This is a genomic window from Nocardia sp. MDA0666 (genome assembly GCF_003023875.1).
In the GTDB taxonomy this organism is placed as follows: domain Bacteria; phylum Actinomycetota; class Actinomycetes; order Mycobacteriales; family Mycobacteriaceae; genus Nocardia; species Nocardia aobensis.
In genome coordinates, this window is the sequence record NZ_PYHT01000014.1 from 75186 (window position 1) to 99593 (window position 24408).

At 67.7% G+C, this 24408-nt stretch carries 24 protein-coding genes and 1 pseudogene; 19 read left to right on the forward strand and 6 right to left on the reverse strand.

Features of this window, described 5'->3' with window-relative positions:
• Positions 1-5 precede the first annotated feature (5 nt).
• The 7 genes and pseudogenes from C8258_RS20085 (at position 6) to C8258_RS20115 (ending at position 6737) form a co-directional block, all read left to right on the forward strand.
• Positions 6-911 (forward strand): DnaJ C-terminal domain-containing protein, encoded by a 906-nt coding sequence (locus C8258_RS20085; RefSeq protein ID WP_106956523.1) that lies wholly within the window; start codon positions 6-8, stop codon positions 909-911.
• Positions 908-1236 (forward strand): annotated as a pseudogene (locus tag C8258_RS20090) (chaperone modulator CbpM). Before C8258_RS20085 ends, C8258_RS20090 begins: the two are co-directional and overlap by 4 nt.
• Positions 1218-3848, forward strand: coding sequence for an ATP-dependent chaperone ClpB (gene clpB, locus C8258_RS20095; RefSeq protein WP_106956524.1), 2631 nt, complete (start codon positions 1218-1220; stop codon positions 3846-3848). The pseudogene C8258_RS20090 and the gene clpB overlap by 19 nt, the downstream one beginning before the upstream one ends.
• 14 nt (positions 3849-3862) lie before the next feature.
• Positions 3863-4315, forward strand: a complete 453-nt coding sequence (gene trxA / locus C8258_RS20100) for a thioredoxin (RefSeq protein ID WP_106956525.1) — start codon at positions 3863-3865, stop codon at positions 4313-4315.
• The gene (locus C8258_RS20105; protein ID WP_104393369.1) at positions 4312-4578 is read left to right on the forward strand and encodes a UBP-type zinc finger domain-containing protein; all 267 of its coding nucleotides are present in this window, start codon (positions 4312-4314) and stop codon (positions 4576-4578) included. The genes trxA and C8258_RS20105 overlap by 4 nt, the downstream gene beginning before the upstream one ends.
• On the forward strand, positions 4556-6283 hold the full coding sequence (locus C8258_RS20110; RefSeq protein WP_106956526.1) for a cyclic nucleotide-binding domain-containing thioredoxin-disulfide reductase: 1728 nt from the start codon (positions 4556-4558) through the stop codon (positions 6281-6283). The genes C8258_RS20105 and C8258_RS20110 overlap by 23 nt, the downstream gene beginning before the upstream one ends.
• A 13-nt stretch (positions 6284-6296) precedes the next feature.
• Entirely contained in the window at positions 6297-6737 is a 441-nt protein-coding gene (locus C8258_RS20115; RefSeq protein ID WP_199195775.1) for a DUF1931 family protein, read from the forward strand.
• A gap of 14 nt (positions 6738-6751) precedes the next feature.
• Here the strand turns inward: C8258_RS20115 and C8258_RS20120 are convergent, their stop codons facing one another.
• A complete protein-coding gene (locus C8258_RS20120) occupies positions 6752-7783 on the reverse strand; it encodes a hypothetical protein (protein WP_106956528.1) in 1032 nt (343 codons plus the stop codon).
• A gap of 246 nt (positions 7784-8029) precedes the next feature.
• Entirely contained in the window at positions 8030-8593 is a 564-nt protein-coding gene (locus C8258_RS20125; protein WP_106956529.1) for a dihydrofolate reductase family protein, read from the reverse strand.
• A gap of 201 nt (positions 8594-8794) precedes the next feature.
• Between C8258_RS20125 and C8258_RS20130 the strand changes: the two genes are divergently transcribed.
• Positions 8795-9490, forward strand: coding sequence for a class I SAM-dependent methyltransferase (locus C8258_RS20130; protein ID WP_106956530.1), 696 nt, complete (start codon positions 8795-8797; stop codon positions 9488-9490).
• Positions 9491-9555: 65 nt separating this feature from the next.
• Here C8258_RS20130 and C8258_RS20135 read toward each other — a convergent pair whose 3' ends face one another.
• The gene (locus C8258_RS20135; RefSeq protein ID WP_106956531.1) at positions 9556-10365 is read right to left on the reverse strand and encodes a DUF2382 domain-containing protein; all 810 of its coding nucleotides are present in this window, start codon (positions 10363-10365) and stop codon (positions 9556-9558) included.
• 473 nt (positions 10366-10838) lie between these two features.
• On the opposite strand from C8258_RS20135, the gene C8258_RS20145 reads away from it, so the two are divergent.
• The 3 genes from C8258_RS20145 (at position 10839) to C8258_RS20155 (ending at position 13505) form a co-directional block, all read left to right on the forward strand.
• Positions 10839-11315, forward strand: coding sequence for a nuclear transport factor 2 family protein (locus tag C8258_RS20145; RefSeq protein WP_106956533.1), 477 nt, complete (start codon positions 10839-10841; stop codon positions 11313-11315).
• Between the two features lie 123 nt (positions 11316-11438).
• Complete coding sequence (locus tag C8258_RS20150; protein ID WP_106956534.1) at positions 11439-12371, forward strand: alpha/beta hydrolase; 933 nt, start codon at positions 11439-11441, stop codon at positions 12369-12371.
• Positions 12372-12641: 270 nt separating this feature from the next.
• Positions 12642-13505, forward strand: coding sequence for an AfsR/SARP family transcriptional regulator (locus C8258_RS20155; protein ID WP_083871389.1), 864 nt, complete (start codon positions 12642-12644; stop codon positions 13503-13505).
• 10 nt (positions 13506-13515) lie between these two features.
• On the opposite strand, the gene C8258_RS20160 is transcribed toward C8258_RS20155, so the two are convergent.
• Positions 13516-14874 (reverse strand): acetyl/propionyl/methylcrotonyl-CoA carboxylase subunit alpha, encoded by a 1359-nt coding sequence (locus tag C8258_RS20160; RefSeq protein WP_106956606.1) that lies wholly within the window; start codon positions 14872-14874, stop codon positions 13516-13518.
• A 10-nt stretch (positions 14875-14884) separates the two neighbouring features.
• On the reverse strand, positions 14885-16555 hold the full coding sequence (gene accD, locus C8258_RS20165; protein ID WP_199195776.1) for an acetyl-CoA carboxylase, carboxyltransferase subunit beta: 1671 nt from the start codon (positions 16553-16555) through the stop codon (positions 14885-14887).
• A 213-nt stretch (positions 16556-16768) separates the two neighbouring features.
• Here accD and C8258_RS20170 point away from each other — a divergent pair, with 213 nt between their 5' ends.
• Genes C8258_RS20170 through C8258_RS20200 form a run of 7 tightly spaced genes read left to right on the forward strand, consistent with a single transcriptional unit; the run spans position 16769 to position 23465 of the window.
• Positions 16769-18037 (forward strand): beta-ketoacyl synthase, encoded by a 1269-nt coding sequence (locus C8258_RS20170; protein WP_106956536.1) that lies wholly within the window; start codon positions 16769-16771, stop codon positions 18035-18037.
• Complete coding sequence (locus C8258_RS20175) at positions 18034-19248, forward strand: ketosynthase chain-length factor (RefSeq protein ID WP_106956537.1); 1215 nt, start codon at positions 18034-18036, stop codon at positions 19246-19248. Before C8258_RS20170 ends, C8258_RS20175 begins: the two co-directional genes overlap by 4 nt.
• Before the next feature lie 49 nt (positions 19249-19297).
• Entirely contained in the window at positions 19298-19555 is a 258-nt protein-coding gene (locus tag C8258_RS20180; RefSeq protein ID WP_030515841.1) for an acyl carrier protein, read from the forward strand.
• Complete coding sequence (locus tag C8258_RS20185; RefSeq protein WP_106956538.1) at positions 19552-20502, forward strand: aromatase/cyclase; 951 nt, start codon at positions 19552-19554, stop codon at positions 20500-20502. The genes C8258_RS20180 and C8258_RS20185 overlap by 4 nt, the downstream gene beginning before the upstream one ends.
• Complete coding sequence (locus tag C8258_RS33290) at positions 20499-21431, forward strand: MBL fold metallo-hydrolase (protein ID WP_106956539.1); 933 nt, start codon at positions 20499-20501, stop codon at positions 21429-21431. The genes C8258_RS20185 and C8258_RS33290 overlap by 4 nt, the downstream gene beginning before the upstream one ends.
• Positions 21419-22678: an FAD-dependent oxidoreductase gene (locus C8258_RS20195; protein WP_233225217.1), complete on the forward strand. Its 1260-nt coding sequence runs from the start codon at positions 21419-21421 to the stop codon at positions 22676-22678. The genes C8258_RS33290 and C8258_RS20195 overlap by 13 nt, the downstream gene beginning before the upstream one ends.
• A 25-nt stretch (positions 22679-22703) precedes the next feature.
• Positions 22704-23465, forward strand: a complete 762-nt coding sequence (locus C8258_RS20200; RefSeq protein ID WP_106956540.1) for an alpha/beta fold hydrolase — start codon at positions 22704-22706, stop codon at positions 23463-23465.
• On the opposite strand, the gene C8258_RS20205 is transcribed toward C8258_RS20200, so the two are convergent.
• Complete coding sequence (locus C8258_RS20205) at positions 23444-23815, reverse strand: helix-turn-helix domain-containing protein (protein ID WP_036508201.1); 372 nt, start codon at positions 23813-23815, stop codon at positions 23444-23446. The two genes, C8258_RS20200 and C8258_RS20205, sit on opposite strands and share 22 nt — an antisense overlap.
• 93 nt (positions 23816-23908) lie before the next feature.
• Here C8258_RS20205 and C8258_RS20210 point away from each other — a divergent pair, with 93 nt between their 5' ends.
• Positions 23909-24403 carry a luciferase family protein gene (locus C8258_RS20210; protein ID WP_106956541.1) on the forward strand — a complete coding sequence of 165 codons (495 nt, stop codon included), beginning with the start codon at positions 23909-23911 and terminating at the stop codon, positions 24401-24403.
• Positions 24404-24408: the final 5 nt, after the last annotated feature.

Sequence of the window (24408 nt, forward strand, 5' to 3'; positions counted from 1 at the left end):
CAGCGATGGCGCGTGACTACTACGAAGTGCTGGGTGTCCCGCGGGGTGCCGGCACCGACGAAATCCAGCAGGCCTACCGCAAGCTGGCGCGCAGGTATCACCCCGACGTGAACAAGGACCCCACCGCGGAGGACAAGTTCAAGGAGGCCAACGAGGCCTATTCGGTGTTGTCCGATCCGGACACCCGGAAACGCTACGACCGATTCGGTGAGGACTTCCGGCGTGTCCCCGAGGATTACGACGAACGGGTCCGGGCGAGCGCCGGCGGGTACGGCGGCACAGGCAGAAGGGTGCGCTTCGGTCAGGGTTTCGGCGGCGAGGGCGCCGTCGGTTTCGAGGACCTCTTCGGGCAGATGTTCGGCGGCGCCGGCGGGTACGGACCGATTCCCGGCGCCGATCAGGAAGCGGAACTGGAACTGACCCTGGAAGAGGCGTATCGGGGCGGCAAACGCAGTCTCAGATTGGACGGACGGCAGTTCGACGTCGACATCCCCGCCGGTGTCCTGGACGGCCAGAGAATCCGGCTGGCCGGGCAAGGCGGCCGGAGCAACGGTGACGCACCGCCCGGGGATCTGTACCTCGTGGTGCGGATCAAACCGCATCCCCGATTCCGGGTGCAGGGCCGCGACATCTACGTCGACCTGCCCGTATCGCCATGGGAGGCAGTGCTCGGGTCGACCGTTGTCGTTCCCACCCCGGGCGGCGAGGCGAAGGTCAAAGTGGCACCGGGCTCCTCGACGGGCCGGAAGTTGCGCCTGCGCGGAGAAGGAATGCCCAATCCGCGTGGTGCCAAGGGCAATCTCTACGCCGAAATCAAGGTGATGGTGCCGTCGAAACCGACAGCGCGCGAACGCGAACTGTTCGAACAGCTGGCCGCCGAATCGAACTTCGATCCGAGGAAGAAGACATGAGCACTCCGACCCCGGTCACCCGGTACGTATTGGTTTGCCGTCCCGGATTGTCGCCGGAAGCCTTCGCCGAACGTACCGGGCTGCACCCGGATCTGGCACGAAGGCTGGTGGCACTCGGCTTGCTCGATGCCCACCGCGACGCCGCCGGCGAGATGTCGTTCGAACCATCCGAAGTGGCCACCGCGGCCCGCATCCAACGGCTGCGGACCGGTCTGGGCCTGAACTACTCGGCGATCGGGCTGGTGCTCGATCTGCTGGATCGAATCGAGAAACTCGAAGCAGCTTCCCGCGCAAGGAGGACACCCCATGGACACCGGCAGCCTGACTGAAAGGTCACGAGAAGCCCTGCAGGAAGCCCAGAACATCGCGACCAGAATGGGGCACACCGAGGTCGACGGAGAGCACCTGCTGCTCGCGTTGGTCGATCAGCCGGAAGGGCTGGTACCCCGACTACTCGAGCAGGCCGGTGCGGACGTCGATGCTCTGCGATCCGATCTGCAAGGTGAACTGTCGCGTAGGCCGAAGGTCAGCGGCCCCGGCGCGACGCCCGGTCAGGTGATGATCACCCAGCGCTTGGCCAAGCTGCTCGACGCCGCGGAACGGGAGGCGAAGCGCCTCAAGGATTCCTATGTGTCGGTGGAGCATCTCGTGATGGCCCTCTCCGAGGAGGGGTCGGCCAGTGCGGCGGGACGGGTCCTCGCGCGTCGTGGGGTCACACGGGAGGCCTTCCTCACCGCCTTGACCACAGTGCGCGGGAATCAGCGCGTCACCTCGGCCACCCCGGAGGGGGCGTATGAGGCTCTGGAGAAGTACGGACGCGATCTCGTCTCCGAGGGCCGGGCAGGAAAACTCGATCCGGTCATCGGACGAGATGCCGAAATCCGCAGGGTGACCCAGATTTTGAGCCGGAAGACGAAGAACAATCCGGTGCTGATCGGCGACCCCGGCGTCGGTAAGACCGCGATCGTGGAGGGCCTCGCCCAGCGGATCGTGCGCGGCGATGTGCCCGAGGGCCTGCGCGACAAGACGATCTTCTCGCTCGACATGGGTTCCCTGGTGGCCGGCGCGAAATACCGCGGCGAGTTCGAGGAGCGACTGCAGGCGGTGCTGTCGGAGGTGAAGGCGGCCGAGGGGCGCATCCTGTTGTTCGTCGACGAGTTACATACCGTGGTGGGGGCGGGATCGGGCGGCGAAGGGTCTCTCGACGCCGGCAACATGCTCAAGCCGATGCTCGCTCGCGGCGAGCTGCACATGATCGGCGCCACCACTCTCGAGGAATATCGCAAACACATCGAATCCGATGCGGCACTGGAACGTCGATTTCAGACCGTTCTCGTCGACGAGCCCAGCATCGAGGATGCGATCTCGATTTTGCGCGGACTTCGGGAACGCCTCGAAGTGTTTCACGGCGTGAAGATTCAGGACGGCGCCCTGGTTGCCGCTGTGACCCTCTCGCACCGGTACATCACCGACCGCTTCCTTCCGGACAAGGCGATCGATCTGGTCGATGAGGCATGCGCTCGGCTACGCACCGAAATCGACTCGATGCCCGCCGAACTCGATGAGCTGACGCGGAAGGTCACCCGGCTGGAGATCGAAGAGGCCGCGCTGTCCAAGGAAACGGACGCGGCCAGCAAGGCGCGCCTCGAAGAGCTCCGTAAGGAGCTGGCCGACCTGCGGGCCGAGGCCGACGCCCGGCACGCTCAATGGGAGGCGGAGCGGCAGGCGATCCGGCGGGTGCAGGAGCTGCGGGGAGAGCTGGAACGGTTGCGCCATGAGGCCGAAGAGGCGGAGCGCAACTACGACCTCAATCGTGCTGCCGAGTTGCGATACGGCGAGATCACCGAGCTGGAACGCAGGCTCACGGCGGCGGAGGAGCAACTGACCGCCAGGCAGGGCCGGAATCCGTTGCTCCGTGAGGTGGTCACCGAAGACGAGATCGCGGAGATCGTGGCCGCGTGGACGGGTATCCCGGTTGCCCGGTTGCAGGAAGGCGAGCGGGAGAAGCTGTTGAAGCTCGACGAGATTCTGCACGAGAGGGTCGTCGGTCAGGAGGAGGCGGTGCAACTTGTCGCAGACGCGGTGATCCGGGCGAGGTCCGGTATCCGTGATCCGCGCCGGCCGATCGGTTCGTTCATCTTCCTGGGCCCGACCGGCGTGGGCAAGACCGAGCTCGCGAAGACACTGGCCAGTGCCCTCTTCGACAGCGAAGACAACATGGTGCGCCTGGACATGAGCGAGTATCAGGAGCGGCACACGGTGAGCAGGCTCATCGGTGCACCCCCTGGATACGTCGGGTACGACGAGGGCGGCCAGCTCACCGAGGCGGTGCGCCGCAAGCCGTACTCCGTCGTGCTCTTCGACGAGATCGAGAAGGCCCACGCCGACGTCTTCAATACCCTGCTGCAGGTGCTCGACGACGGCCGGATCACCGATTCTCAAGGGCGGCAGGTCGATTTCCGGAACACGGTGATCATCATGACCTCCAACATCGGATCCCAGTATCTGCTCGGGGGAGTCACCGCCGACGGCGAGATCACACCGGATGCCCGGGAGCGGGTGCTGGCGGAGCTGCGCGGGCACTTCCGCCCCGAATTCCTCAACCGGGTCGACGACATCGTGCTGTTCACCCCGCTCACGCTGCCCCAGATCGAGCACATCGTGGAGCTACAACTCACCGATCTTCGAAACAGGTTGTCGGAGCGGCAGATACACCTGGATATCACGCCGGAAGCGCGGCGGCTCATCGCCGAACACGGTTTCGACCCGGTCTACGGCGCGCGGCCGCTGCGGCGGTACATCGCCCACGAAGTCGAAACCAGGATCGGCCGTGCGCTGTTGCGCGGCGAGATCGAACCGGGAGGCACCATCCGTGTCACCGTGGCCGGCGGCGAACTCGCCGTCGCGTATGCCGAACCTGCCGTCGCGGCAGCCTGAGAAGAGGTGTCGTCATGAGAACCGACAAGGTGAAGTGCCCGAACTGCGGCAGGGTCAACAAGGTAGCGGCAGCAGGGGAAGGAAAACCGCGCTGCGGCAACTGCCATGAGCCGCTGCCCTGGATCGCCTCGGCAGGAGACGACGACTTCGCGGAGGTCGCCGAGAGATCCTCGGTCCCTGTGCTCGTCGACCTCTGGGCGACGTGGTGTGGCCCGTGCCGCATGGTCAGTCCGGCGCTCGAGCAGCTCGCCAGGGAACGCGCGGGTCGAATGAAGCTGGTGAAGGTCGACGTGGATGCTGCGCCCAGGACGGCCGAACGATTCACCGTCCGCGCGGTGCCGACTCTGCTGGTGATGGACCGGGGCGAGGTGCTGGCTCGTCAGGCGGGCGCCGCTCCGGTACCACAACTGCGCACATGGCTCGATCAGGCGCTCTCGGCACATGCGGGCAAGGAGGCGACGCCATGACTTCTGTCCCTGTCGACCCACACGTGACCGCGATCCGGCCCGTCGCACCCCGGACTCCGCAGGGCTGCGAGGAATGTCTTCGCCTCGGCACCCCGTGGGTACATCTGAGGCTGTGTCTGACGTGCGGACATGTCGGTTGCTGCGATTCGTCGCCGGGCAGGCATGCGAGCGCGCACGCTCATACTGTCGGCCATCCGATCGTCCAGTCGATGGAGCCGGGTGAAGATTGGCGCTGGTGTTATGTCGACCAGAACTTCGTCTGAGGACGGCGCTCCCGTGCGCGACATTCCGGCTGTCGACGCCGAGACACCGGATGAGTTGGGAGCCTACCCGCGCCTGACCGACGAGCAGGTCGCGACGCTCGAGGTCGGTGGCACGCGTCGATCGGTTGGCGCCGGTGAGGTGCTGGTCCGAGAGGGCGAGCCCAGCAACGACTTCTTCGTCATCCTCTCGGGCAAGGTGGCGATCATCGACGAGGGCGACGGAGACGGCGAACGCCGGATACTGCGCGTGCACGGTCCCGGCCGATTTCTGGGCGAGCTCGGGTTGCTGGAAGGCCAGGTGGCGTTCTTCAGCGCCGAGACGATCGAGGATGGCGAGATACTCGTCGTCCCGGCGGAGCGGGTGCGCGAGCTGGTTTCCCACGATCCCGTGCTCAGCGATCTGATCCTGCGTGCCTATCTGGTGCGGCGGCATCTGCTGATCGGGCTCGGTTCGGGGTTCCGGATCATCGGCTCCTGTTATTCACCGGACACGTTGCGGCTTCGGGAGTTCGCCATGCGAAACCGATTGCCCCACAGGTGGATCGATCTGGAGCGCGACGAACGGGCGGAGCAGCTGCTGCGCAGCCTGGATGTCTCCCCCGAGGACACTCCCGTGGTGATCTGGCACGGCGAGAAGGTGCTGCGTAATCCGACGAATGCGGAACTCGCCCGCATCGTCGGGCTTCCGGTCCCGGATGCGGCCCGGGATGCGGCCCAGGACGTGTGCGACCTCGTCGTGGTGGGTGCGGGACCGGCCGGTCTGGCCGCGTCCGTGTACGGCGCCTCGGACGGGTTGAACACGGTGACACTGGAGTCGTTCGCCGCAGGTGGCCAGGCGAGCACCTCCTCCCGGATCGAGAACTACCTGGGCTTCCCGGCGGGGGTCTCGGGCGCCGAATTGGCGGAGCGGGCCGTGATCCAGGCCGGCAAGTTCGGCGCCCGCATCCTGGTGTCGGCGGAGGTGACCGGTTTGGGGTCCGCGGGAGGGGACCACGTGCTCCGGCTGGCGGACGGCGGCACGGTTCGCGGCCGGGCCGTCGTGCTCGCCACCGGGGCGCGATATCGCAAGTTGTCGGTGCCGGGAATCGACGTACTGGAGGGGACGAGCGTGTACTACGCCGCGACCCATCAGGAAGCGCGGATGTGCGGCACCGACCCGGTGGCCATCGTCGGCGGCGGAAACTCCGCCGGGCAGGCCACCGTCTTTCTCGCGGACCGTGTTTCCCACGTGGACCTGCTCATCCGCGGCGGTGACCTCGGAAAGAGTATGTCCCGCTACCTCGTCGACCAGATCGAGCGCCATCCGCGCGTGACCGTTCACCGCAATACCGAGATTCGCGAGGTCCACGGTGAGAAGTACCTCGACGAGATCGTGGTCGAGAACAATCACACGGGCGCACGCGACACCCTTCGGGTGCGCGCCCTGTTCGTCTTCATCGGGGCGGTGCCGCACACCGGGTGGCTGGCCGACACGATCGCACTCGACGACCACGGCTTCGTCCTCACGGGCATGGACGCGGTCCGCGCCCGTGCGGACGGCCATCAGTGGATCGGCGACCGGCCGTCGAGGACGCTCGAAACGAGCCTGCCCGGCCTGTTCGCTGCCGGCGACGTCCGCAGCGACTCCGTGAAACGGGTCGCCTCCGCTGTCGGTGAGGGAGCGATGGCGGTTCGCCAAATCCATGAATACTTCGACAGGAGCTGACGACATGCCAGTGATGGGTACCGTGAAATTCCAGCAACTCTTCCGAGCAGCGGCCGGCCTGCAAGTCGACCGGAACGACCTCAAGCGCTACACGGATTTCATCGACGACAAGATCTACGATCTGATCCTCATCGGCAAGGCCTCGGCCAAGGCAAACCTGAGGGACGTGATCGAACCATGGGACCTGCCGATCACCAAGGGACTGCAGGAGAGCATCCACCGGTTCGAAAAACTCGACCAGGAAATCGAACTACAGGCTCTGCTCGATCAACTGACGGCCCGGCCGCCGTTGGACATGGCCCTCTCCGAGGCGACCGAGCAGCGATTGCCGCTGATCGCCGGAGGCTTGAGCGTGGCGCTGGCGCAGACATTCGTCGCGATCGAGCCGGACCGTAAGAACCCCGGTACCGCCGAATGGAACGTCGCCTTCGACATCTTCCATCTCCTGCTCTGACCACCCCGCCGTTGTCAGTCCGCGTGGTCGAATCGCCGGCGTTGGCGAGCCCCGTAGGCCGCCGCCTTCACGGCCTTGTCGTCCTCCATGCCCGAACCCAGCGCACCGCCCAGGGTGGCCACGGCGGCCACCAGCCAGGCCATCAGCAGCAGCGTCGCCAATCCCGCGGGGCGGCCGGCGTTTTCGCTGACCATCTGTGGCGGGATCGTCCACCAGGCGGTCAGCATCAGCAGGATGAACAGCGCGGCGTGGAAGATGACGACGCCGATCGTCAGGGTGATGACGGTCGATGCGTTGTACAGCGCCGCGCGCTCTCGTTCGCTCCTCGAGTGCTGGCGTTCCCAGAGGTTGTGTTCGATGATGAGCCAGGCGATCAGCGCCGCGCTCGCCAGGCCCGTTGCCGCGCTCAATCGCCACGGGCCCATCGTGGCCGACAGTCGCCACATCGTCCCATAGGCGAGGCTGACAGCCCCGGTGGCGAAGGCCGCCATCATCACCTTCGACATGCCGGTCACCGATCGCCATGGTCGATTGGCGTAGACCATGCCCGCGAACAGCCGCAGCCGGGACAGGACCGACGGGGCGAGATAGTGGACGACATCGCCGTCCTGCACCCGATTCAACCTCTCGACTGGAGCTTGCCGCGGGGAAGACCGGCTCGTCATCTCGGCCACGACCGCTCGCGCCAAGTCCCGCACCCGGCGCCGGATGAACGCACCCCCCAGACCGGGGATGGAGATCACTGCGAAGCGGTCCGGCACGCTGATGTCGGCCAGTACCGGCGTCGTTCCCTCGCGGCGAGGCAGATCGGTGAGGTAGATGACGACGTCCTGGATCTGGCCACCCGGGTCGATGGTGTCGACGACCTCCGAGAACCGGGTGTGCTCATCGATGGGGTAGGCATGATATCGCACCGACACATCCCGAGCCTCGGGCGCGGCCCCGTCGGTCCGCTCATTCGAGAGCGAATGGGAAAGATTCTCGGCGATCGCCGCCGGCGCTCCGGGATCGGCGATCAGCAGAATTGACGACTGTTCCCCTGCCATAAGCCCGGCCCACCCTCGCCCCGGTCGGCCAAACGTCTCCCCCTTCCACGCGCGCAGAACGACTCGTTTCCCGGCGCCGTGATCGACCGCGGCTGGAACGCGTGACTCACCGATCATGCTGCGCGCAGCCAGGTTTCGGGCATCGGCACCGCACCCCGGAACTTCCCGCAATGGTCGGCGTACCGGCTGAGCGGCGCCACCCATCGGAGGTTTCAGCTGAAGTTGTTGCCCGCGTTGGGGTTGGATTCAGCGTCGGACGCGATAACGAATATGCGTAGCCGCAGGCGTATTGATCACCTCGATGATGTCGAGTTCGATCTCCGCCGGCAACATGTCGAACAAGCGACGTCCACGACCGAGCAACACCGGAATCACATGGATCTGCAGTTCGTCCAGCACCCCCGCCGTCAACGCCTCGCGCACAGTGTAAGCGCCGCCGCGTATCTGCACATTCCGCTCCCCAGCAGCAGCTTTCGCCTGTGCCATCGCGCTCTCGACGCCGTCCTGCACATAGGTCACCAGCGGATAACCCCAGCGAGCAGCCGGTGCGGGCGGGCGATGGCTGGGTACGAAGATCGGCCGGCCGTTGTGATCGCCACCCCAGTGGTCCATCAGCTCCGCGGTCCGCCGGCCCGACAACACCGCACCCGCGGCGTTCCACTCCTCCTGGAACTGGGCGAGCGGCCCGGCCGCGTCGGTCTCCTCGGCCCACAGGTGCAATCGCTCACCGTCCTCACCGCCGAGGAAGTCATCGGAATCCGCGATATACCCGTCGAGCGACATCGACATATCCAGCACTGATACAGACATAGTTGACTCTTTCGCAGGTGTCGGGAGTGAGCTTCCTACCCGATCGGACGACGGCGGGCCGTGAAATTCATCGCTAATGCGGGTTATCGAGTCACGCCCCCCGGAACAACCCCTACCGCCCGCACCCCCGCACGAGGCGCGGCCGTAGCATCGAATGAGCTACATCCATGTCTGATAGCCCCGACCGATCCGGAGGACATCATGACCACACCGGGCGATTTCACGTTCGAGGATGCGTACCAGCGCGATGCCGGCCCGTTCTCCGGCGCCAAACCGCCCTGGAGTATCGGCGAGCCGCAGCCGGAGCTGAAAGTGCTTGCCGAACAAGGCAAATTCCACGGCGACGTCCTCGACGTCGGCTGCGGAGAGGCCGCGATCTCGCTGTATCTGGCCGAGCGGGGCTTCACGACGGTCGGGCTGGACTCCGCCCCGACCGCCATCGAACTGGCCCGCGCCGAGGCCGAGCGGCGCGGACTGACCACCGCCACCTACGAGGTCGCCGACATCACCTCGTTCACCGGGTACGACGGACGTTTCGGCACCATCGTCGACAGCACCCTGTTCCACTCGATTCCGGTCGACCAGCGCGACGGGTATCAGCGTTCCATCGTCCGCGCGGCGGCCCCGGGCGCGTCCTACTTCGTGCTCGTCTTCGACCGCAAGGCGTTGCCGTCCTCGCCCGAGGGGTTCGGCCCCAATCCGGTGACCGAAGACGAACTGCGCGAGTTCGTTTCGAAGTACTGGGTCATCGACGACATCAGCCCGGCTCGCATACACGGCAACGATCTCCCCCGCGACGATCGATCACCGGTCCACTTCGAGGACGTGCGCGACGAGCCCGGCGGCCGCAGCTCGGTTCCCGCCTGGTTGCTGCAGGCCCACCTGGCTCTGGCCTGACAGCGCCTGCCCCCCGTGAGCGATAGAGCCGGGCCCGGTCCGGGCCCGGCTCACACCATCAGTGCTCAGTGTTCGTCCGGGTAGCGGCGATCGTCGTAGCGTCCCGGATCGGTACCCTCGGTGTCGATGCGCTCCTTGCGCACGGTGTCGCCGACGGTCTCCTGTTCCTCGACGTCGTCGACGGCCAGGCGCACCCGCTCGACCGGCACCGTCTCCTTGTCCACGGTCACCCGGTCACGGTGCAGGGTGACTTCCTGTTCCTCGTCGCCCAGAGAGGTCCGGCCGTACGCGCCGGCGTCGGTGACCGGTTCGCGTTCCACCCGCACCTCTTCGTGACTGGTGGGCACCGTCACGGTCTGATCCTCGGTGACGACGTACTTGCGCAGGCGCGCGGTGCCGACCTCCTCACGCTGCGTATCGACGTTCAAGCGTTCCTCGGAGCGGATCAGGCCCTGGTCGCCGGTGGGATCGGTGGCGGCGTGGCGGCCGGTCGGGGCGGCATCTGGACGCGCGGTTCCCTGCCCGTCGCGCATCGCCCGGCCGTAGGCGTCCCAGCCCGAGTAGTTCGGGTCGACGTGATAGTGGCGGAACAGCTGTTCCTCGCCCTCCCGGCTGATGTGCCCGTCCTGTTCGACGGCGGGCGCCGATTTGACCATTTCCTTGTCCACATTCACCCGCAACGCGTCGGACTGCGGATTGTGCTGCGCCCCGACCAGCGGGACCAGCGAATCGTGGCGGAACAGCCCCGTGGACACCGATGCCCAGGTCGGCGAACCGGTTTCGTTGTTGACGTAGATGTTCTTGACCTTGCCGATCTTGTCGTCGTGCGAGTCGTACACGGTGCTGTCCATCAGAGTGTCGAGCTGTCCGGTCATGGTTGCTCTCCTCTCGATCGGATGAGATGGATTCATCGGGGAATACGCCGGCGTGGGCCGGCTGTCGCCCCCGGCAGCCCAGCATGTTCGGCTACACCTCAGCAGGTACCCGGCAATCATTCAGCGAAACCCTGGGAATGTGCGCGACGTCGATTCGAGCCGCTTCCGCCGCACCGCTCGCAACCCGCGGCCAACCGGCAGGATCCGCGCGATGCAGATCGATCCGGCATACCGCACTGTCGAATCCGGCGCGGCGTGGCGACGAGCGAATTTCTCGGCGTCCGGGTGCGGGCGCCAGTGCTGATGCATCGCCGCCCGACCCCGCACCCAGGCCGTCCATTTCGGTAACCGTCCAGTTACCGGGAAGTGAGAGGTGACGGTGACCGGTGCCGAGAGCTGGACCCCGGCCTGCTTGCGTGACCGCGCATGTACGGCGCAAGCCCTGCGCAAGGTCGGCCGGTGAAAGTACCGGCATGACTTCTTTTTCCGTGCCCGAGGCAGACGATCGGGTCCAGATCACCAGTTTGGTCAGTCGCTACTACAGGGCGGTCGACGAACAGCGCGTGGACCGAGCACTTGTCGACGCGGTATTCACCGAGGACGGTCGCTGGGTGGGTCCGACGGGCAAAGCACGAGTCGGTCGCGAGGTCATCGCTGACCAGCAGGCCAAGGCTGTGAGCATGTTTCGCGCAACCCACCATGTCACCTCGGACTACCTGGTCGATGTCGACGGTGACACCGCGCGGCTACGGGCGAACCTGACCGCGATGCACCTGTGGGGTGCGGGTGCCACCGATCCGGCCGCGCTCGAATCGCATTTCCTGGCGGGAGGTGTGTTCGACGGAACTGCGGTACGAACCGAGGAGGGGTGGCGGTTGTCGGAGCTCACGCTCCGCATCGTGTGGCGGACCGGCGCCCTGCCGATCCATGTCGATCCCGAATCACTATGAGGCCGAAGCCATTCCCTCGGTAATTCGGCCCGAAGCGCTTCCGCCACGCGCCTCGGTGGCGAATACTGATCGGTGTCCCGGTGGCGTCATCACCGGGACACCGAGTGTGCTTGTGGAGTTGCGATGAGGCTGCGAGCTTCGATTCCGACCGTCCTCGCCGCCGCGTGTGTCGCGGCTGCCGCAGTCGCTCCCGTCGCCGCGGGCCCGCCGTTGCCGGGCACGGTGGATCTGCCCTGTGCGGCGACGACCCTGCACCAGGACGCCGCGTGGTATCGGCCGGCGGGCACGCCGCGCGGCATGGTCTGGCTCCAGCACGGCTTCGCCCGCACCGAGGGCAACGTCGCTGCGCTCGCCGAAACACTGTCCGCCGCAGGGTATCTGGTCTTCTCCCCCAGTCTGCCGTTCCTGAACCTCGACGGCTGCACCCTGCAGAATCTCGGCGACAACACCGCGTTCCTGGATCAGGTGGCCCGGTTGTTCGCCACCGCCGGCGATCCCACCGGCCCCCTCGCCACGTCCGCGGCCCGCGCCGGAGCCGGCTCGACCGCGCTACCGCGCCCGTTGGTGTTCATCGGCCATTCCGCCGGCGCCGAGGCCGTCGAATACGTCGCCCACCGCCTGCACGACTCCGATCCGGCCGCGTGGGCGAACCTGCGCGGGCTCGTCCTGCTGGATCCGGTGAAATCCTTCCTCGGCGACAACACCGATGTCGCACTCGCCGACCTCGCCGCCACCGACCTTCCCGTCCTCACCGTCTCCGGTCCACCCGCGCTGTGCAACAACTTCGGCAGCGGAACCACCGCCCTGCGGGCACATCTCCATCGCCGGTTCCTCGGCGTGCGGCTCACCACCGGCGAACACACCGACGCCGAAGGGCCCTCGAGCGATCCGCTGGGCGAATTACTGTGCGGGACACCAGAACCGGGGAACGTGGCAGCTCTACAGCAACTCGCCACCAGCTGGACCGGCGACTATTTCGCGGGCACCACCGACTATCCGGCCGCCGCCGCGGCGGCCTTCGCCGCACACGTCGCCGTGCCCCTCGCCGGAGCCTGACGGAACCGGCGGTCCGCCGTATCGCCCGGATTGCGCTCGGCGGCAACCGGTTCCGGCGAGGAGCCGGCCGCACTGTCACCTAGTCGAGCGTCCAAAATATTCTTCACCTGCGAAAACATATGCGAGAACAAGACGGCCGTACGGCGTTAACGGTATGATCACAGTGGGTTTACGGTCTCGCCACAACGGCCTCGGTACTCTGAAACGGTCTACAGCGACGTACGATTTCACGCTCACCGCACAGCAATTCATGCTACAAGGGGACGCTACGTGTCGAATCCTGTGTATGCCCGCGTTCTGGGCCCTTTGACTCTCGCCCTCGACAATCGCAATGCGACGCCGACCGCCCAGAAACAACGGCAATTGCTGGCGTTGTTGTTGATTCGGCATTCGACGGTGGTTCCGGTCACGACACTCATCGAAGAGCTGTGGAACGACGATCCGCCCCGCAGCGCGATAACGGTCGTGCAGACCTATGTCCTGGGAATCCGCAAGAAGATGGCGCAGTATCTGGAGGTCGATCAGGGCGAAATCGCGGACAGATATCTCCGCACCTGGAGCAAGGGTTATATGTTCGACGCCCAGGATTGTGTACTGGATGTGCGTGACTACCGCACGATGACCGATGCCGCCCGCTGCGCGTTGAATGCCGGTGACGATCTGCGCGCGGTGGATCTGTTCACCGCGGCCGAAGCACTGTGGACCGGTCCGGCGCTGCTGGACGTCGAGTGCGGCCTGCCCTTGTCGGCCGAGTTGTCGCATCTGGAACAGGTGCGGCTGACCGACCTCGAACTGCGCATCGAAGCCCAGCTGCGGCTGGGCCGCTACCGGGAAGTCTGCCCCGACCTGGCGCGACTGACCGCGGAGCAGCCCCTGCACGAACGACTGCAGGCGTACTACATGTACGCGCTGTGCCGTTCCGGCCGCCGTCATCGCGCCCTCGAGTCCTACCATGAATTCGCCCGTTCCCTGCAGCGGGAGCTCGGCCTGGATCCGTGCGTCAAATTGCGCCGATTACACAGCGACATCCTCAACGCCTCCGACGAATCGGTGACCCTGATGCTCGAACGCCGGCACGCCGGATATCTGATCGGCTGGCAGGCGGGCGCGGAACGCTCGGCCACGCCCGCCTGATCCGGCACTCTCATTCCGGGGCGGTACCCTCGAACATTTCCTCCACCAGAGCGGTCGTATGGGTACCGGCTCGGAATTTCGGCTGATCGAGGACGTCCAGCAGGAATTCGCGCGTGGTGCACAATCTTTCGCCGCCCACCCGGAATTCGGCCAGCGCCCGGTTCATCCGCGCTATCGCGGCATCACGATCGGGCGCCCACACGATGACCTTCGCGAGCAGCGAATCGTAGTCCGGCGGAACCGAATAACCCGCCCGGATATGGGTGTCGACTCGCGTGAACGGACCGCCGGGCGCGGTGAATTCGGAAATCCTCGCGGGCGTCGGCGCGAATCCGGCCGCGGGATTCTCGGCATTGATCCGGCATTCGATCGCGGCGCCCTTCGGCTGAATGCGATCCTGCGTCCATGCCAGCGGTTCGCCGGCGGCGATCCGGATCTGCTCGGCGACCAGATCGATACCGGTGACCATTTCGGTGACCGGATGCTCGACCTGGATTCGGCAATTCACTTCCATGAAGTAGTAGTTGCCGGCCGCGTCGAGCAGGAATTCGACGGTGCCGGCTCCGGTGTATCCGGCGGCGAGGACCCCGTCGACCGCGGAGCGGCCGATCCGGGCGGCCAGCCCGTCGGGCAGCCGCGGCGCCGGCGATTCCTCCACCAGCTTCTGATGCCTGCGCTGCACCGAGCAATCCCGCTCGCCGAGATGGACACCCGCGCCGAAGGTGTCGCACAGCACCTGCACCTCCACGTGCCGGGCGCGGTCGAGATACCTTTCGACATACACCCGGCTGTCGCCGAAGAGCATGCGGGCCGTGGCCCGGGTGTCCCGGTAGGCCCGGGCGAAATCGGCGCCGTCGTGCACCACCGCCATCCCGCGCCCGCCGCCGCCGGCGACGGCCTTGATGATCACCGGGTATCCGATCCGGTCCGCGAGAGCCTGCGCCTCATCGAATTCGAGCGCGTCGAGACTGCCCGGCAGCAGCGGCAGCCCGGCCTTGGCCATCAGCGTGCGTGCCGACTGCTTGTCGCCCAGCTCGGCCATGACGTCCGCGGGCGGCCCGATGAGGGTGACCCCGGCGGCACGGCAGGCATCGGCGAAATCCGGTGACTCCGAAAGGAATCCGTAGCCAGGGTGGATGGCGTCGGCGCCGGTGATCTCCGCGGCCGTCAGGATCGCGGCCGCGTCGAGATAGCTGCGTTTCGCCGCGGCCGGACCGATCCGCACCGCCTCGTCGGCGAAATCCACGACCGCCGAATCGTGGTCGGCCGCCGAATAGACCGCCACCGTGGACACCCCCATCTCCCGGCAGGTACGGGCCACCCGCAGCGCGATCTCACCCCGGTTGGCGATCAGAATCTTGTCGAACATCGCGCCTCCCTCACGCCGCCGAGCGAGCAGCCACCGGGACACCGAAGCGACGGAACCGGGCTCGCCGCTCGGCCGCCAACTCCTCGCCGCTGCGCCCGATCAAGGCCCGCAAAGTCTCGGCCAGGGCGCGGTGCAGCCGCTCGGCCGCCACGCGCGGCGCGGTGGCACCATCGTGGCCGGGCAGGACACCGTCGACGATGCCCAGCCGCAGCAGTTCGCGAGCGGTGATGTGCAGTGCCGCAGCGGCTTCGGCCGAGGCGCTCGGATCGTTCCACACGATGGCCGCACATCCTTCGGGACTGATCACCGAGTAGACCGAGTCGGCCAGCATCAGCACACGGTTGGCGACCGCGAGCGCCAGCGCGCCGCCGCTGCCGCCCTCGCCGATCACCACACTGATCACCGGAACGCGCAAGGCCGACATCAGGCGGATGTTCTCGGCGATGGCGACGGCTTGGCCCTGTTCCTCGGCGGTCGCGCCCGGATAGGCGCCCGGGGTGTCGATGAGCGTGACGACCGGCAGACCGAGCTTTTCGGCCAGGCGCATGAGCCGGGCGGCCTTGCGATATCCCGGCGGCGTGGGCATGCCGAAGTTGCGGGCCATGAGCTCCTTGGGATCGTGCCCCTTCTGCTGGCCGATCACCATCACGGGCCGGTCGCCGAGCCAGGCCGGACCGCCGACGACGGCTGGACAGTCGGCGCCGATGCGGTCGCCGCGCAGTTCGAGGAATCCGTCGAACGCGAGAGCCACATAGTCCAGGGCGGTGGGCCGGCTGATCTCGCGCGCCCGGCGGACCTGTTCCCAGGCCTCGGTCTCGGGCAGCGAGTGCGGATCGGTGACGATCTCGGCCGCCGCACCCGGTTCGCCGGTGGGGTCGACCGGCCCCGCGATGCGCAGCAGCGAACCCAGCGTCGCTCGCAGGCCCGAGCGGGGCACGATCATATCGATGAGGCCGTGCTCGAGCAGGAATTCCGCGGTCTGGAACCGCGGGGGCAGTTCCTGGCGGATCGTCTGCTCGATGACCCGGCGCCCGGCGAAGCCGAGCCGGGCGCCCGGTTCGGCGATCAGCACGTCGGTCAGCGTCGCGAACGACGCGGCGACACCGCCGTAGGTCGGATCGGTGATCAGGCTGACGGTGAGGATGCCCGCGCGATCGAGCTGCTCGAGCGCGGCACTGGTCTTGGCCATCTGCATCAGCGACAGCGGGCCCTCCTGCATGCGGGCGCCGCCGGAGGCGGTGACCAGAAGCAGCGGAATGCGTTCGGCCAGAGCGTATTCCGCCGCTACGGTGATCATCTCCCCGACGGCGGTGCCCAGGCTGCCGCCGAGGAAGCGGAAGTCCATGGCGACGACGACGACCGCGGCGCCCTCGATGCGTGCGGTCGCGCACACCACCGCGTCCCGCAGTCCGGTGCGTGCCCGCGCACCGGACAGCCGGTCGGCATACGGCACGACGTCGTGGAAGTTCAGCGGGTCGTCCTCGGTGCCGGCGATCGGCAGCGGCTCGAAGCGGCCCTCATCGGCCAGCTGGCGCAATCGCTGCTCGGCGGACAGGGTGGTGTGCCGGCCGCATTCACCGCAGACGCCCAGGTCGCGTTCGAAACGCTTGCGATACAGCGGAATCCGGCAGCCCGGGCACAGTACCCAGTCCGCGGTGTGGGAGCTTGGCGGCGTCTTCACGGGGTGTCTCCTGTGCTCGATCGGCCACGGTCAGCCGGACCGCAGCGTCCGGTGTGCTCAGGTTCGCGCCGCGCGCTCGAGGACAGCTCGATCGCGGTGCTCGAGCGGGGCTAGAGCGGCCCGCTTCACCCTGATCGTGATCTCGGGGACTTTCGGGACTCTTCGGCGAGAAGGGACAACAGCTGTGTACGCCAATGCATTCGGAGGTTCGTTATGAACCGTCGCGTCGTCGTGACCGGGCTCGGGGTGCGTGCGCCCGGCGGCAACGGCAAGGACGAATTCTGGAAGTTGCTGTCGGACGGGCGCACCGCCACCCGCCGGATCAGCTTCTTCGACGCCTCCCCCTACCGGTCCCAAGTGGCGGGCGAGGCCGATTTCGACGCGGTTCGGGAAGGGTTGTCGCCCAGGGAGATTCGGCGCATGGATCGTGCCGCCCAATTCGCGGTGGTGTGTGCCCGCGAAGCGGTGGCCGACAGCGGTCTCGCCGTCGACACGCTCGATCCGCAGCGTATCGGTGTCAGCCTCGGCAGTGCCGTGGCCGCGGCGACGAGCCTGGAACAGGAATATCTGGTGCTGTCGGACTCCGGCCGCGACTGGGTACTCGACGAGAAACACGTCTCGCCCTACATGTTCGACTACATGGTGCCGAGTGTGATGCCGGCCGAAGTGGCATGGAGCGTGGGCGCCGAGGGGCCGGTGGCCATGGTGTCCAACGGGTGCACGTCGGGACTGGACTCGGTCGGGCACGCAGTGCAGTTGATCCGCGAGGGCTCCGCCGACGTGGTGCTGGCCGGCGCCGCCGATACCCCGATCACGCCGATCGTGGTGGCCTGCTTCGACGCGATCAAGGCGACCACGCCGCGCAACGACGACGCCGAGCACGCCTCGCGCCCGTTCGACAACTCGCGCAACGGTTTCGTCCTCGCCGAAGGGGCGGCGATGTTCGTGCTCGAGGAGTACGAGAACGCCCGCCGCCGCGGCGCGCACATCTACGCCGAGATCACCGGCTACGCGACCCGCTGCAACGCCTACCACATGACCGGCCTCAAGGCCGACGGACGCGAAATGGCCGAGGCGATCCGGGTGGCTCTCGACGAATCGCGGGTCGATCCCACCGCCGTGGACTACGTCAACGCGCACGGGTCGGGCACCCGCCAGAACGACCGCCACGAAACCGCCGCGGTGAAGCGCAGTCTCGGCGAGCACGCCTACCGCACGCCCATGAGCTCGATCAAATCGATGGTGGGTCATTCACTGGGCGCCATCGGTTCGGTGGAGATCGCGGCCTGCCTGCTCGCGCTGCAGCACCAGGTGGTGCCGCCGACGGCGAATCTGCACGAGCCCGATCCGGAATGCGATCTCGACTACGTCCCGCTCACCGCGCGCGACCACCGCATCGACACCGTACTGAGCGTCGGCAGCGGATTCGGCGGCTTCCAGAGCGCCATGGTGCTGCGCCGGCCGGAGGGGGTGCCGGCATGAGCGTCGTGACGGGAATGGGCGTGGTGGCGCCCAACGGGCTGGGCCTGGACCACTTCTGGGATGCGGTGCTGGCGGGACGCGGCGCGATCGCACCGCTGACCCGCTTCGACACCACCGGATTCGGCGCGACGCTGGCCGGCCAGGTGGCCGAGTTCGACGCCGGTAAGTATCTGCCGAGCCGGCTGCTGCCGCAGACCGACGTCTCCACCCGGATGGCACTGGTGGCCGCGCAGTGGGCCCTCGACGACGCGAAGGTCGACACCACCGCACTCACCGACTACGGCATGGGTGTGGTCACCGGAAACGCTTCCGGCGGTTTCGAATTCACCCACCGCGAATTCAACAAGCTGTGGTCGCGCGGCTCCGAGCACGTGAGCGTGTACGAATCGTTCGCCTGGTTCTACGCGGTGAACACCGGCCAGATCTCGATCCGCCACGGCATGCGCGGACCGAGCAGCGCGCTGGTCGCCGATCAGGCCGGGGGCCTCGACGCGGTCGGGCACGCCCGGCGCACCGTGCGGCGCGGCACTCCCCTGGTGGTCACCGGTGGCGTCGATTCGGCGCTCGACCCGTGGGGCTGGGTCTCCCACATCGCGGCCGGAACCGTCAGCACCGCAACCGATCCCGCGCGCGCCTATCTGCCGTTCGACGCGCACGCGGCGGGTAACGTGCCCGGCGAGGGCGGGGCCATGCTGGTGCTCGAGGACGCCGCGGCGGCCCAAGCCCGGGGCGTGCCCGACTGTTACGGCGAAATCGCCGGATACGCGCAGACTTTCGATCCGCCGCCGGGTTCGCCGCGCCCGCCGGGACTGCAGCGGGCGATCGAGCTGGCGCTCGCCGATGCCGGACTGCGCAGCGACGACATCGATGTGGTCTTCGCCGATGCCGCCGGTGTGCCCGAGGCCGACCGTGCCGAGGCGGCCGCCCTCGCGGCCGTCTTCGGTCCCGGCGCAGTCCCGGTGACCGCCACGAAACCGCTCACCGGGCGGCTGTTCTCCGGTGCGGGCCCGCTCGACATCGTCACCTGCCTGCTGGCCATGCGCGACGCGGTGATCCCGCCGACCGTGGCCACCACCGAGCTCGCCGAAGGATGCCCGATCGACCTGGTCCGCGGCGAACCGCGCTCGGCCGACCTCGGCGCCGGGCTCGTCCTCGCGCGCGGGCGATGGGGTTTCAACTCCGCGGTGGTCGTCCGCGCGCACCCGCGCTGACCCCGCACAGCAATTGCAGTATCCCTCCGAACGCACTCAGGAGCACATCATGACCATCACCATCGACACCCTGCGCCGAATTCTGGTGGCCTGCGCCGGCGGCGACGAGGACGCCCCCGAACTCGCCGGTGACATCGCCGAGGTCGAGTTCGAGGAGCTCGGCTACGACTCGCTGGCCCTGATCGAAACCGCCTCGCGCATCCAGCGCGAGTTCGGGGTGACGGTCCCCGAGGAACAGCTCATCGACGTCAAGACCCCGCAAGAGCTGATCGACATCGTCAACCAGCAGCTGGCGGGTGTGGCATGACCATCCGCACGACGCACACCCGGGTCGTCGAGGCGCCCGCGGACGAGGTCTACGGGCTGGTCGCCGACGTCGGCCGCTGGCCGGTGATCTTCGAACCGTCCGTGCTGGTGCGGCATCTGCACCGCGGCGCCGACGAGGAGCGGTTCCGGCTGTGGGCGACGGTGAACGGTCAGGTCACCGACTGGACCTCGCGCCGGACCCTGGACCCCGCCGGCCGGCGCATCACCTTCGAGCAGGAACGCAGCCGGGCGCCGATCGCCTCCATGGGCGGGCAGTGGCGTTTCGACGAAACCGGCCCGCGCACAACGACTGTCACACTCGATCACCACTTCACCGTGGCCGACGGTGTGGATCCGGACGTGATCACCGGCGCGGTCGACCGCAACAGCGTCACCGAACTGGCGGCGCTGGCACGGATCGCCGAGCTGGGGCATCCGGTCGACGACATCATCGTCACCTTCGAAGACCGCGTGACGCTGGATGCGACGGCAGCCGAACTCTACGACTTCGTCTACCACAGCGACCGCTGGCCCGACCACGTTCCGCACGTCGGCCGGGTGGATCTCACCGAAGACGCGGACGGGGTGCAGCTGATGGAGATGGACACCGTCACCGAGGGCGGTATCCCGCACACCACCCGGTCGATCCGGATCTGTGTCCCAGCCGAACGTATCGACTACAAACAGCAGCTGCCGCCCGCGATGCTGTTCGGGCACAGTGGCGCATGGGAATTCGCCGACGGCCCCGCCGGTGTGGTGGTCCTCGCCCGGCACACGGTGGCGATCAACCCTGCCGCCGCGCGCGACATCCTCGGCCCCGATACCGGACTCGCCGAAGCCCGCGCCTATCTCGGTGAAGCCCTGGGCACCAACAGCCGCAACACCCTGCTGTGCGCGGCGCAATACGTCGCGGCCCGCCGCGCCGAATCCGCGAAATCACCGTCATGACCGCGACCGGAAGTCCGCAGCTCGCCGAGCCGGTGGTGCAGGAGGTCGCCGACGGTGTCTTCGCCTACACCCACGGCCACGGCGGCTGGTGCGTCAGCAACGCCGGTGTCGTCGCCGGGCCCGACGGTGCGCTGGTGATCGACACCCTCGCCACCGAGGACCGCACCCGCGCCCTGATCGAGCATGTCGATCGGGTCGCCGGCGGGCCGGCGCGCACCGTGGTCAACACCCATCACCACGGCGACCACAATTTCGGCAACCATCTGTTCGGGCCGGCCGCGGTCCTCGTCGGTCACGATCGGATCCGCGCCGAGATGATCGAGACCGGGCTGGCTCTGACGCAGCTGTGGCCGCAGGTCCGGTGGGGCGACGTGCGAGTCACGCCGCCGACTGTCACCTTCTCCGACCGGCTGACCCTTCACGTCGGCGAGCGGCGGGTGGAGCTGATCCATCTGGGTCCGGCGGCGCACACCACCAACGATGTGGTGGCGTGGCTGCCCGCGGAGAAGGTGCTGTTCGCCGGGGATCTGGTGATGTCGGGCGCGGCGCCGTTCTGCTTGTTCGGTTCGGTCGCCGGCACCCTCGCCGCGATCCGGACACTGTCGGCGCTGGGCGCGGAAACCGTTGTGGCAGGCCACGGCCCGGTGACCGGACCGGAGATCTTCGATCAGACGACCCGGTATCTGGAATGGATCGACAGGTTGGCGCTCGACGGCCGGGCGTTGGGGCTGACTCCGCTCGGCATCGCACTCGAGGCCGATCCCGGCGAGTTCGCGGATCTGGTGGATGCCGAGCGGGTGGTCGGCAATCTTCATCGCGCCTATGCCGAGGCGGACGGCGCGGCACCGGGCGCGCCGCTGGATGTGCTCGCCATCTTCGACGAGATGGTCGGCTACAACGACGGCCGGGTACCGACGTGCCTGGCCTGAGCGAGCGAGAGACGGCCACAGTCGAGACCGTCGATGTGTGTGTGATCGGCGGCGGACCGGCGGGACTGGTCGCCGGTGTACTGCTGGCCCGGTCCGGGGCGAAAGTTCTCGTGCTGGAGAAACATCCGGACTTCCTGCGCGACTTCCGCGGTGACACGGTCCACCCGTCGACGCTGACGGTGATGGACGAACTCGGGCTCGCCGACGAATTTCTCCGGCTGCCGCATGTGCGGGCCGCGCGGCTGCCGATGGCGACCGCGCTGGGGCCGGTCGTGTTCGCCGACTTCGCCCGGCTGCCCGGCCGGTTCCCGTTCGTGGCGTTCATGCCGCAGTGGGACGTGCTGAACTTCCTCGCCGAAACCGGCCGCCGGTATCCGGGATTCCGTCTGCTGCAGCGGGCGGAGGTCACCGAACTGCTCGAGTCCGGCGGCGTCGTCGACGGTGTGCGCGCCGCCACCCCGGACGGTCCGGTCGAGGTGCGGGCCCGTCTCGTGATCGCCGCCGACGGACGGAATTCGTTGGTGCGCACCAGTGGTGCGCTCGCGGTGGCGGCGAGCCGGGCGCCGATGGACGTGTTGTGGTTCCGGGTGGGCAAACCCGAGGGCGAAAGCCTGCCGACCGTGCGCAGCGGCAAGGGGTTCTTCATCGTCTGCATCGATCGCGGCGACTATCTGCAGGTCGCCTACATGATCCCCAAGGGTGGTTTCGAGCCGATCCGCGCCGCCGGCCTGCCCGGGTTCCGGGCGCAGCTCGCGGCGATCTATCCGGCACTGGCGCCGGGGCTCGAGACCGCGATCCGCGACTGGGACGATGTGAAACCGCTCGACGTGCGGGTGGACCGCCTGCGGCACTGGTGGCGGCCCGGCCTGCTGGCCATCGGCGATGCCGCGCACGCGATGTCGCCGGCGGGCGGCGTCGGTATCAATCTCGCGGTCCAGGACGCGGTCGCCGCCGCGCGACTGCTCGCGCCGACCCTGGCCGCGGGCGGTGTCCCGAGTCTCGCGCAGTTGCGCGCGGTGCAGCGCCGCCGCGAATTCCCTATGCGCGTAGTGCAATTCGCGCAATTGCGTCTGCTCGCCGACCTGTATCCGAACGCGGGAGGACCCAGCACCGACAAGCCGTTGCTGGCCCGGCTGCTGCGTCGCTTCCCCGGACTCTCGCACGTGGTGGCACGGGTGATCGGCCTCGGGATCCGGCCCGAGCACGTCCCGCCGGCACACGGCGACCAGCTCGTTTCCAGTACCTGATTCCCCATACCCAGGAGGACCTGTCGTGTCGACCTATCTCCTCGTTCACGGCGCGTTTCACGGCGGCTGGGCCTGGCAGCGGGTGACCCCGCTGCTCACCGCGGCCGGCCACCGTGTCTTCGCGCCCTCACTCGCCGGCATGGGCGAACGCGCCGACGACCTCACCCCTGACGTGGGACTCGACACCCACGTCGACGATCTCGCCGAGTTGATCGTCGCCGAGGATCTGCGGGAGCTGATCCTGGTGGGCCACAGCTACGCCGGAATCGTCGTCACCGCGCTCGCGGACCGGTTCCCGGACCGCATCGCCGAGCTGATCTACGTGGATACCTTCGTGCCGCGAGACGGCGAAGCCGTCGCCGACATCATGCCGGAGATGGTCGAGGCGTTCACCACCGCGGCCGCGGCCGTCGGGGACGGCTGGCGGGTGCCGCCACCCACCGAGCCGATGGGCGACAGCGGTATCAACGGCGTCACCGAGGAACCCGACCTGAGCTGGGTGGCCTCGATGCTGACGGCCCAGTCGCTGAAGACTTTTCACCAGCCGCTGACCCTGCGCAATCCCGACGATCTGGCCCTCGTTCCCGTCACCCACATCCACTGCAGCGAGGGCGGTGAGGCCTTCAAGGCGATGCGCGCGGCGATGCCGCGGACTCTTCCTCCTGCGGACCTGCCCGGCGAACGGCTGAAGATTCTGCCGACCGGGCACGACTGCATGATCACCATGCCGCGTGAATTCGCCGAACTGCTATTGCAATCGGCGGCTCAGCGTTCGCCCGCGTCGTAGGCGGCGCGGGCCGCCAGCACCTGCGCCAGGTGCTCGTTCGACCACCGCGCGAGACCGTCGAACAACGGAGTCAGGGTGGCGGCCAGCGCGGTGGCCGCGTACTCGACGCGAGGGGGGACCTCGGGATGGTAGGTGCGCTGCACCAGACCGTCGCGTTCGAGCTGACGCAGCCGCTGGGTCAGCACTTTGGGCGTGACACCCGGAATGCGTTGCTGCACTTCGTTGAACCGCATCCGGCCGTCGTGGATCAGCACCCACAGCACCTGGGTGGACCAGCGGCCGAAGAACAGGTCGACCACCGGCGAGATCGGACAGGGATCGGCGACGGGCGGCGGCGTGACGGGCGTCATGATCACTCCTAGGCACTTTCCATTTGGTAACTACTATACTTTGGAAACTACTGTGTGACCAGAAGCCTTTACCGGCGCGAGAGGAGCACAGTGATGACTGCGACGGCACCACACGGAAACCTTCGCCTGCCGAGGCGGCGCGGCGAACGCCCGCTCACCCGGCCCCACAATCCTCATCAGCAGCTGACCCAGAATCCGGACGTCCGGCTGCAGGAAGCGCTGTGGGCGCGCATGATCACACTCGACGGTGTGCTGGCCGCCCGCAGCGCGGTCTCGCTGCCCGACACCCGTGCCCTGCATCTGCATCCCGACCTCGCGCACGGACCCGAGGACGCCTTCCTGGCCGGCACCGAATTCGTGCACCTGCACGGGCACGCCGACGGCAGCCTGCATCTGCGCCTACCGGAAACCGCTGCCGCCGAAGCCGTTTCGGCCGGCTGGGCCGAACAGCATCCGATGGCCCGCGCCGGCGTCCTGCCGGCGACGCTGCTGATGGTCTACGGCCCGCGCGACGCCGACGAACTGGAACAGGTCTGGCAGCTGGTACGCGCCTCCTACGACTACGCCCGCGGGAACGCTCGAGCATGATTCGA

Coding starts and splice junctions, on each gene's coding strand:
- C8258_RS20130 (WP_106956530.1), top strand. CDS start 8,795: ATGACCACACCGGGCGATTTCACGTTCGAGGATGCGTACCAGCGCGAT.
- C8258_RS20180 (WP_030515841.1), top strand. CDS start 19,298: ATGACCATCACCATCGACACCCTGCGCCGAATTCTGGTGGCCTGCGCC.
- C8258_RS20115 (WP_199195775.1), top strand. CDS start 6,297: ATGGGTACCGTGAAATTCCAGCAACTCTTCCGAGCAGCGGCCGGCCTG.
- C8258_RS20185 (WP_106956538.1), top strand. CDS start 19,552: ATGACCATCCGCACGACGCACACCCGGGTCGTCGAGGCGCCCGCGGAC.
- C8258_RS20170 (WP_106956536.1), top strand. CDS start 16,769: ATGAACCGTCGCGTCGTCGTGACCGGGCTCGGGGTGCGTGCGCCCGGC.
- C8258_RS33290 (WP_106956539.1), top strand. CDS start 20,499: ATGACCGCGACCGGAAGTCCGCAGCTCGCCGAGCCGGTGGTGCAGGAG.
- C8258_RS20145 (WP_106956533.1), top strand. CDS start 10,839: ATGACTTCTTTTTCCGTGCCCGAGGCAGACGATCGGGTCCAGATCACC.
- C8258_RS20150 (WP_106956534.1), top strand. CDS start 11,439: ATGAGGCTGCGAGCTTCGATTCCGACCGTCCTCGCCGCCGCGTGTGTC.
- clpB (WP_106956524.1), top strand. CDS start 1,218: ATGGACACCGGCAGCCTGACTGAAAGGTCACGAGAAGCCCTGCAGGAA.
- trxA (WP_106956525.1), top strand. CDS start 3,863: ATGAGAACCGACAAGGTGAAGTGCCCGAACTGCGGCAGGGTCAACAAG.
- C8258_RS20085 (WP_106956523.1), top strand. CDS start 6: ATGGCGCGTGACTACTACGAAGTGCTGGGTGTCCCGCGGGGTGCCGGC.
- C8258_RS20205 (WP_036508201.1), bottom strand. CDS start 23,815: ATGACGCCCGTCACGCCGCCGCCCGTCGCCGATCCCTGTCCGATCTCG.
- C8258_RS20105 (WP_104393369.1), top strand. CDS start 4,312: ATGACTTCTGTCCCTGTCGACCCACACGTGACCGCGATCCGGCCCGTC.
- C8258_RS20175 (WP_106956537.1), top strand. CDS start 18,034: ATGAGCGTCGTGACGGGAATGGGCGTGGTGGCGCCCAACGGGCTGGGC.
- C8258_RS20110 (WP_106956526.1), top strand. CDS start 4,556: ATGTCGACCAGAACTTCGTCTGAGGACGGCGCTCCCGTGCGCGACATT.
- C8258_RS20160 (WP_106956606.1), bottom strand. CDS start 14,874: ATGTTCGACAAGATTCTGATCGCCAACCGGGGTGAGATCGCGCTGCGG.
- C8258_RS20135 (WP_106956531.1), bottom strand. CDS start 10,365: ATGACCGGACAGCTCGACACTCTGATGGACAGCACCGTGTACGACTCG.
- C8258_RS20120 (WP_106956528.1), bottom strand. CDS start 7,783: ATGGCAGGGGAACAGTCGTCAATTCTGCTGATCGCCGATCCCGGAGCG.
- C8258_RS20125 (WP_106956529.1), bottom strand. CDS start 8,593: ATGTCTGTATCAGTGCTGGATATGTCGATGTCGCTCGACGGGTATATC.
- C8258_RS20210 (WP_106956541.1), top strand. CDS start 23,909: ATGACTGCGACGGCACCACACGGAAACCTTCGCCTGCCGAGGCGGCGC.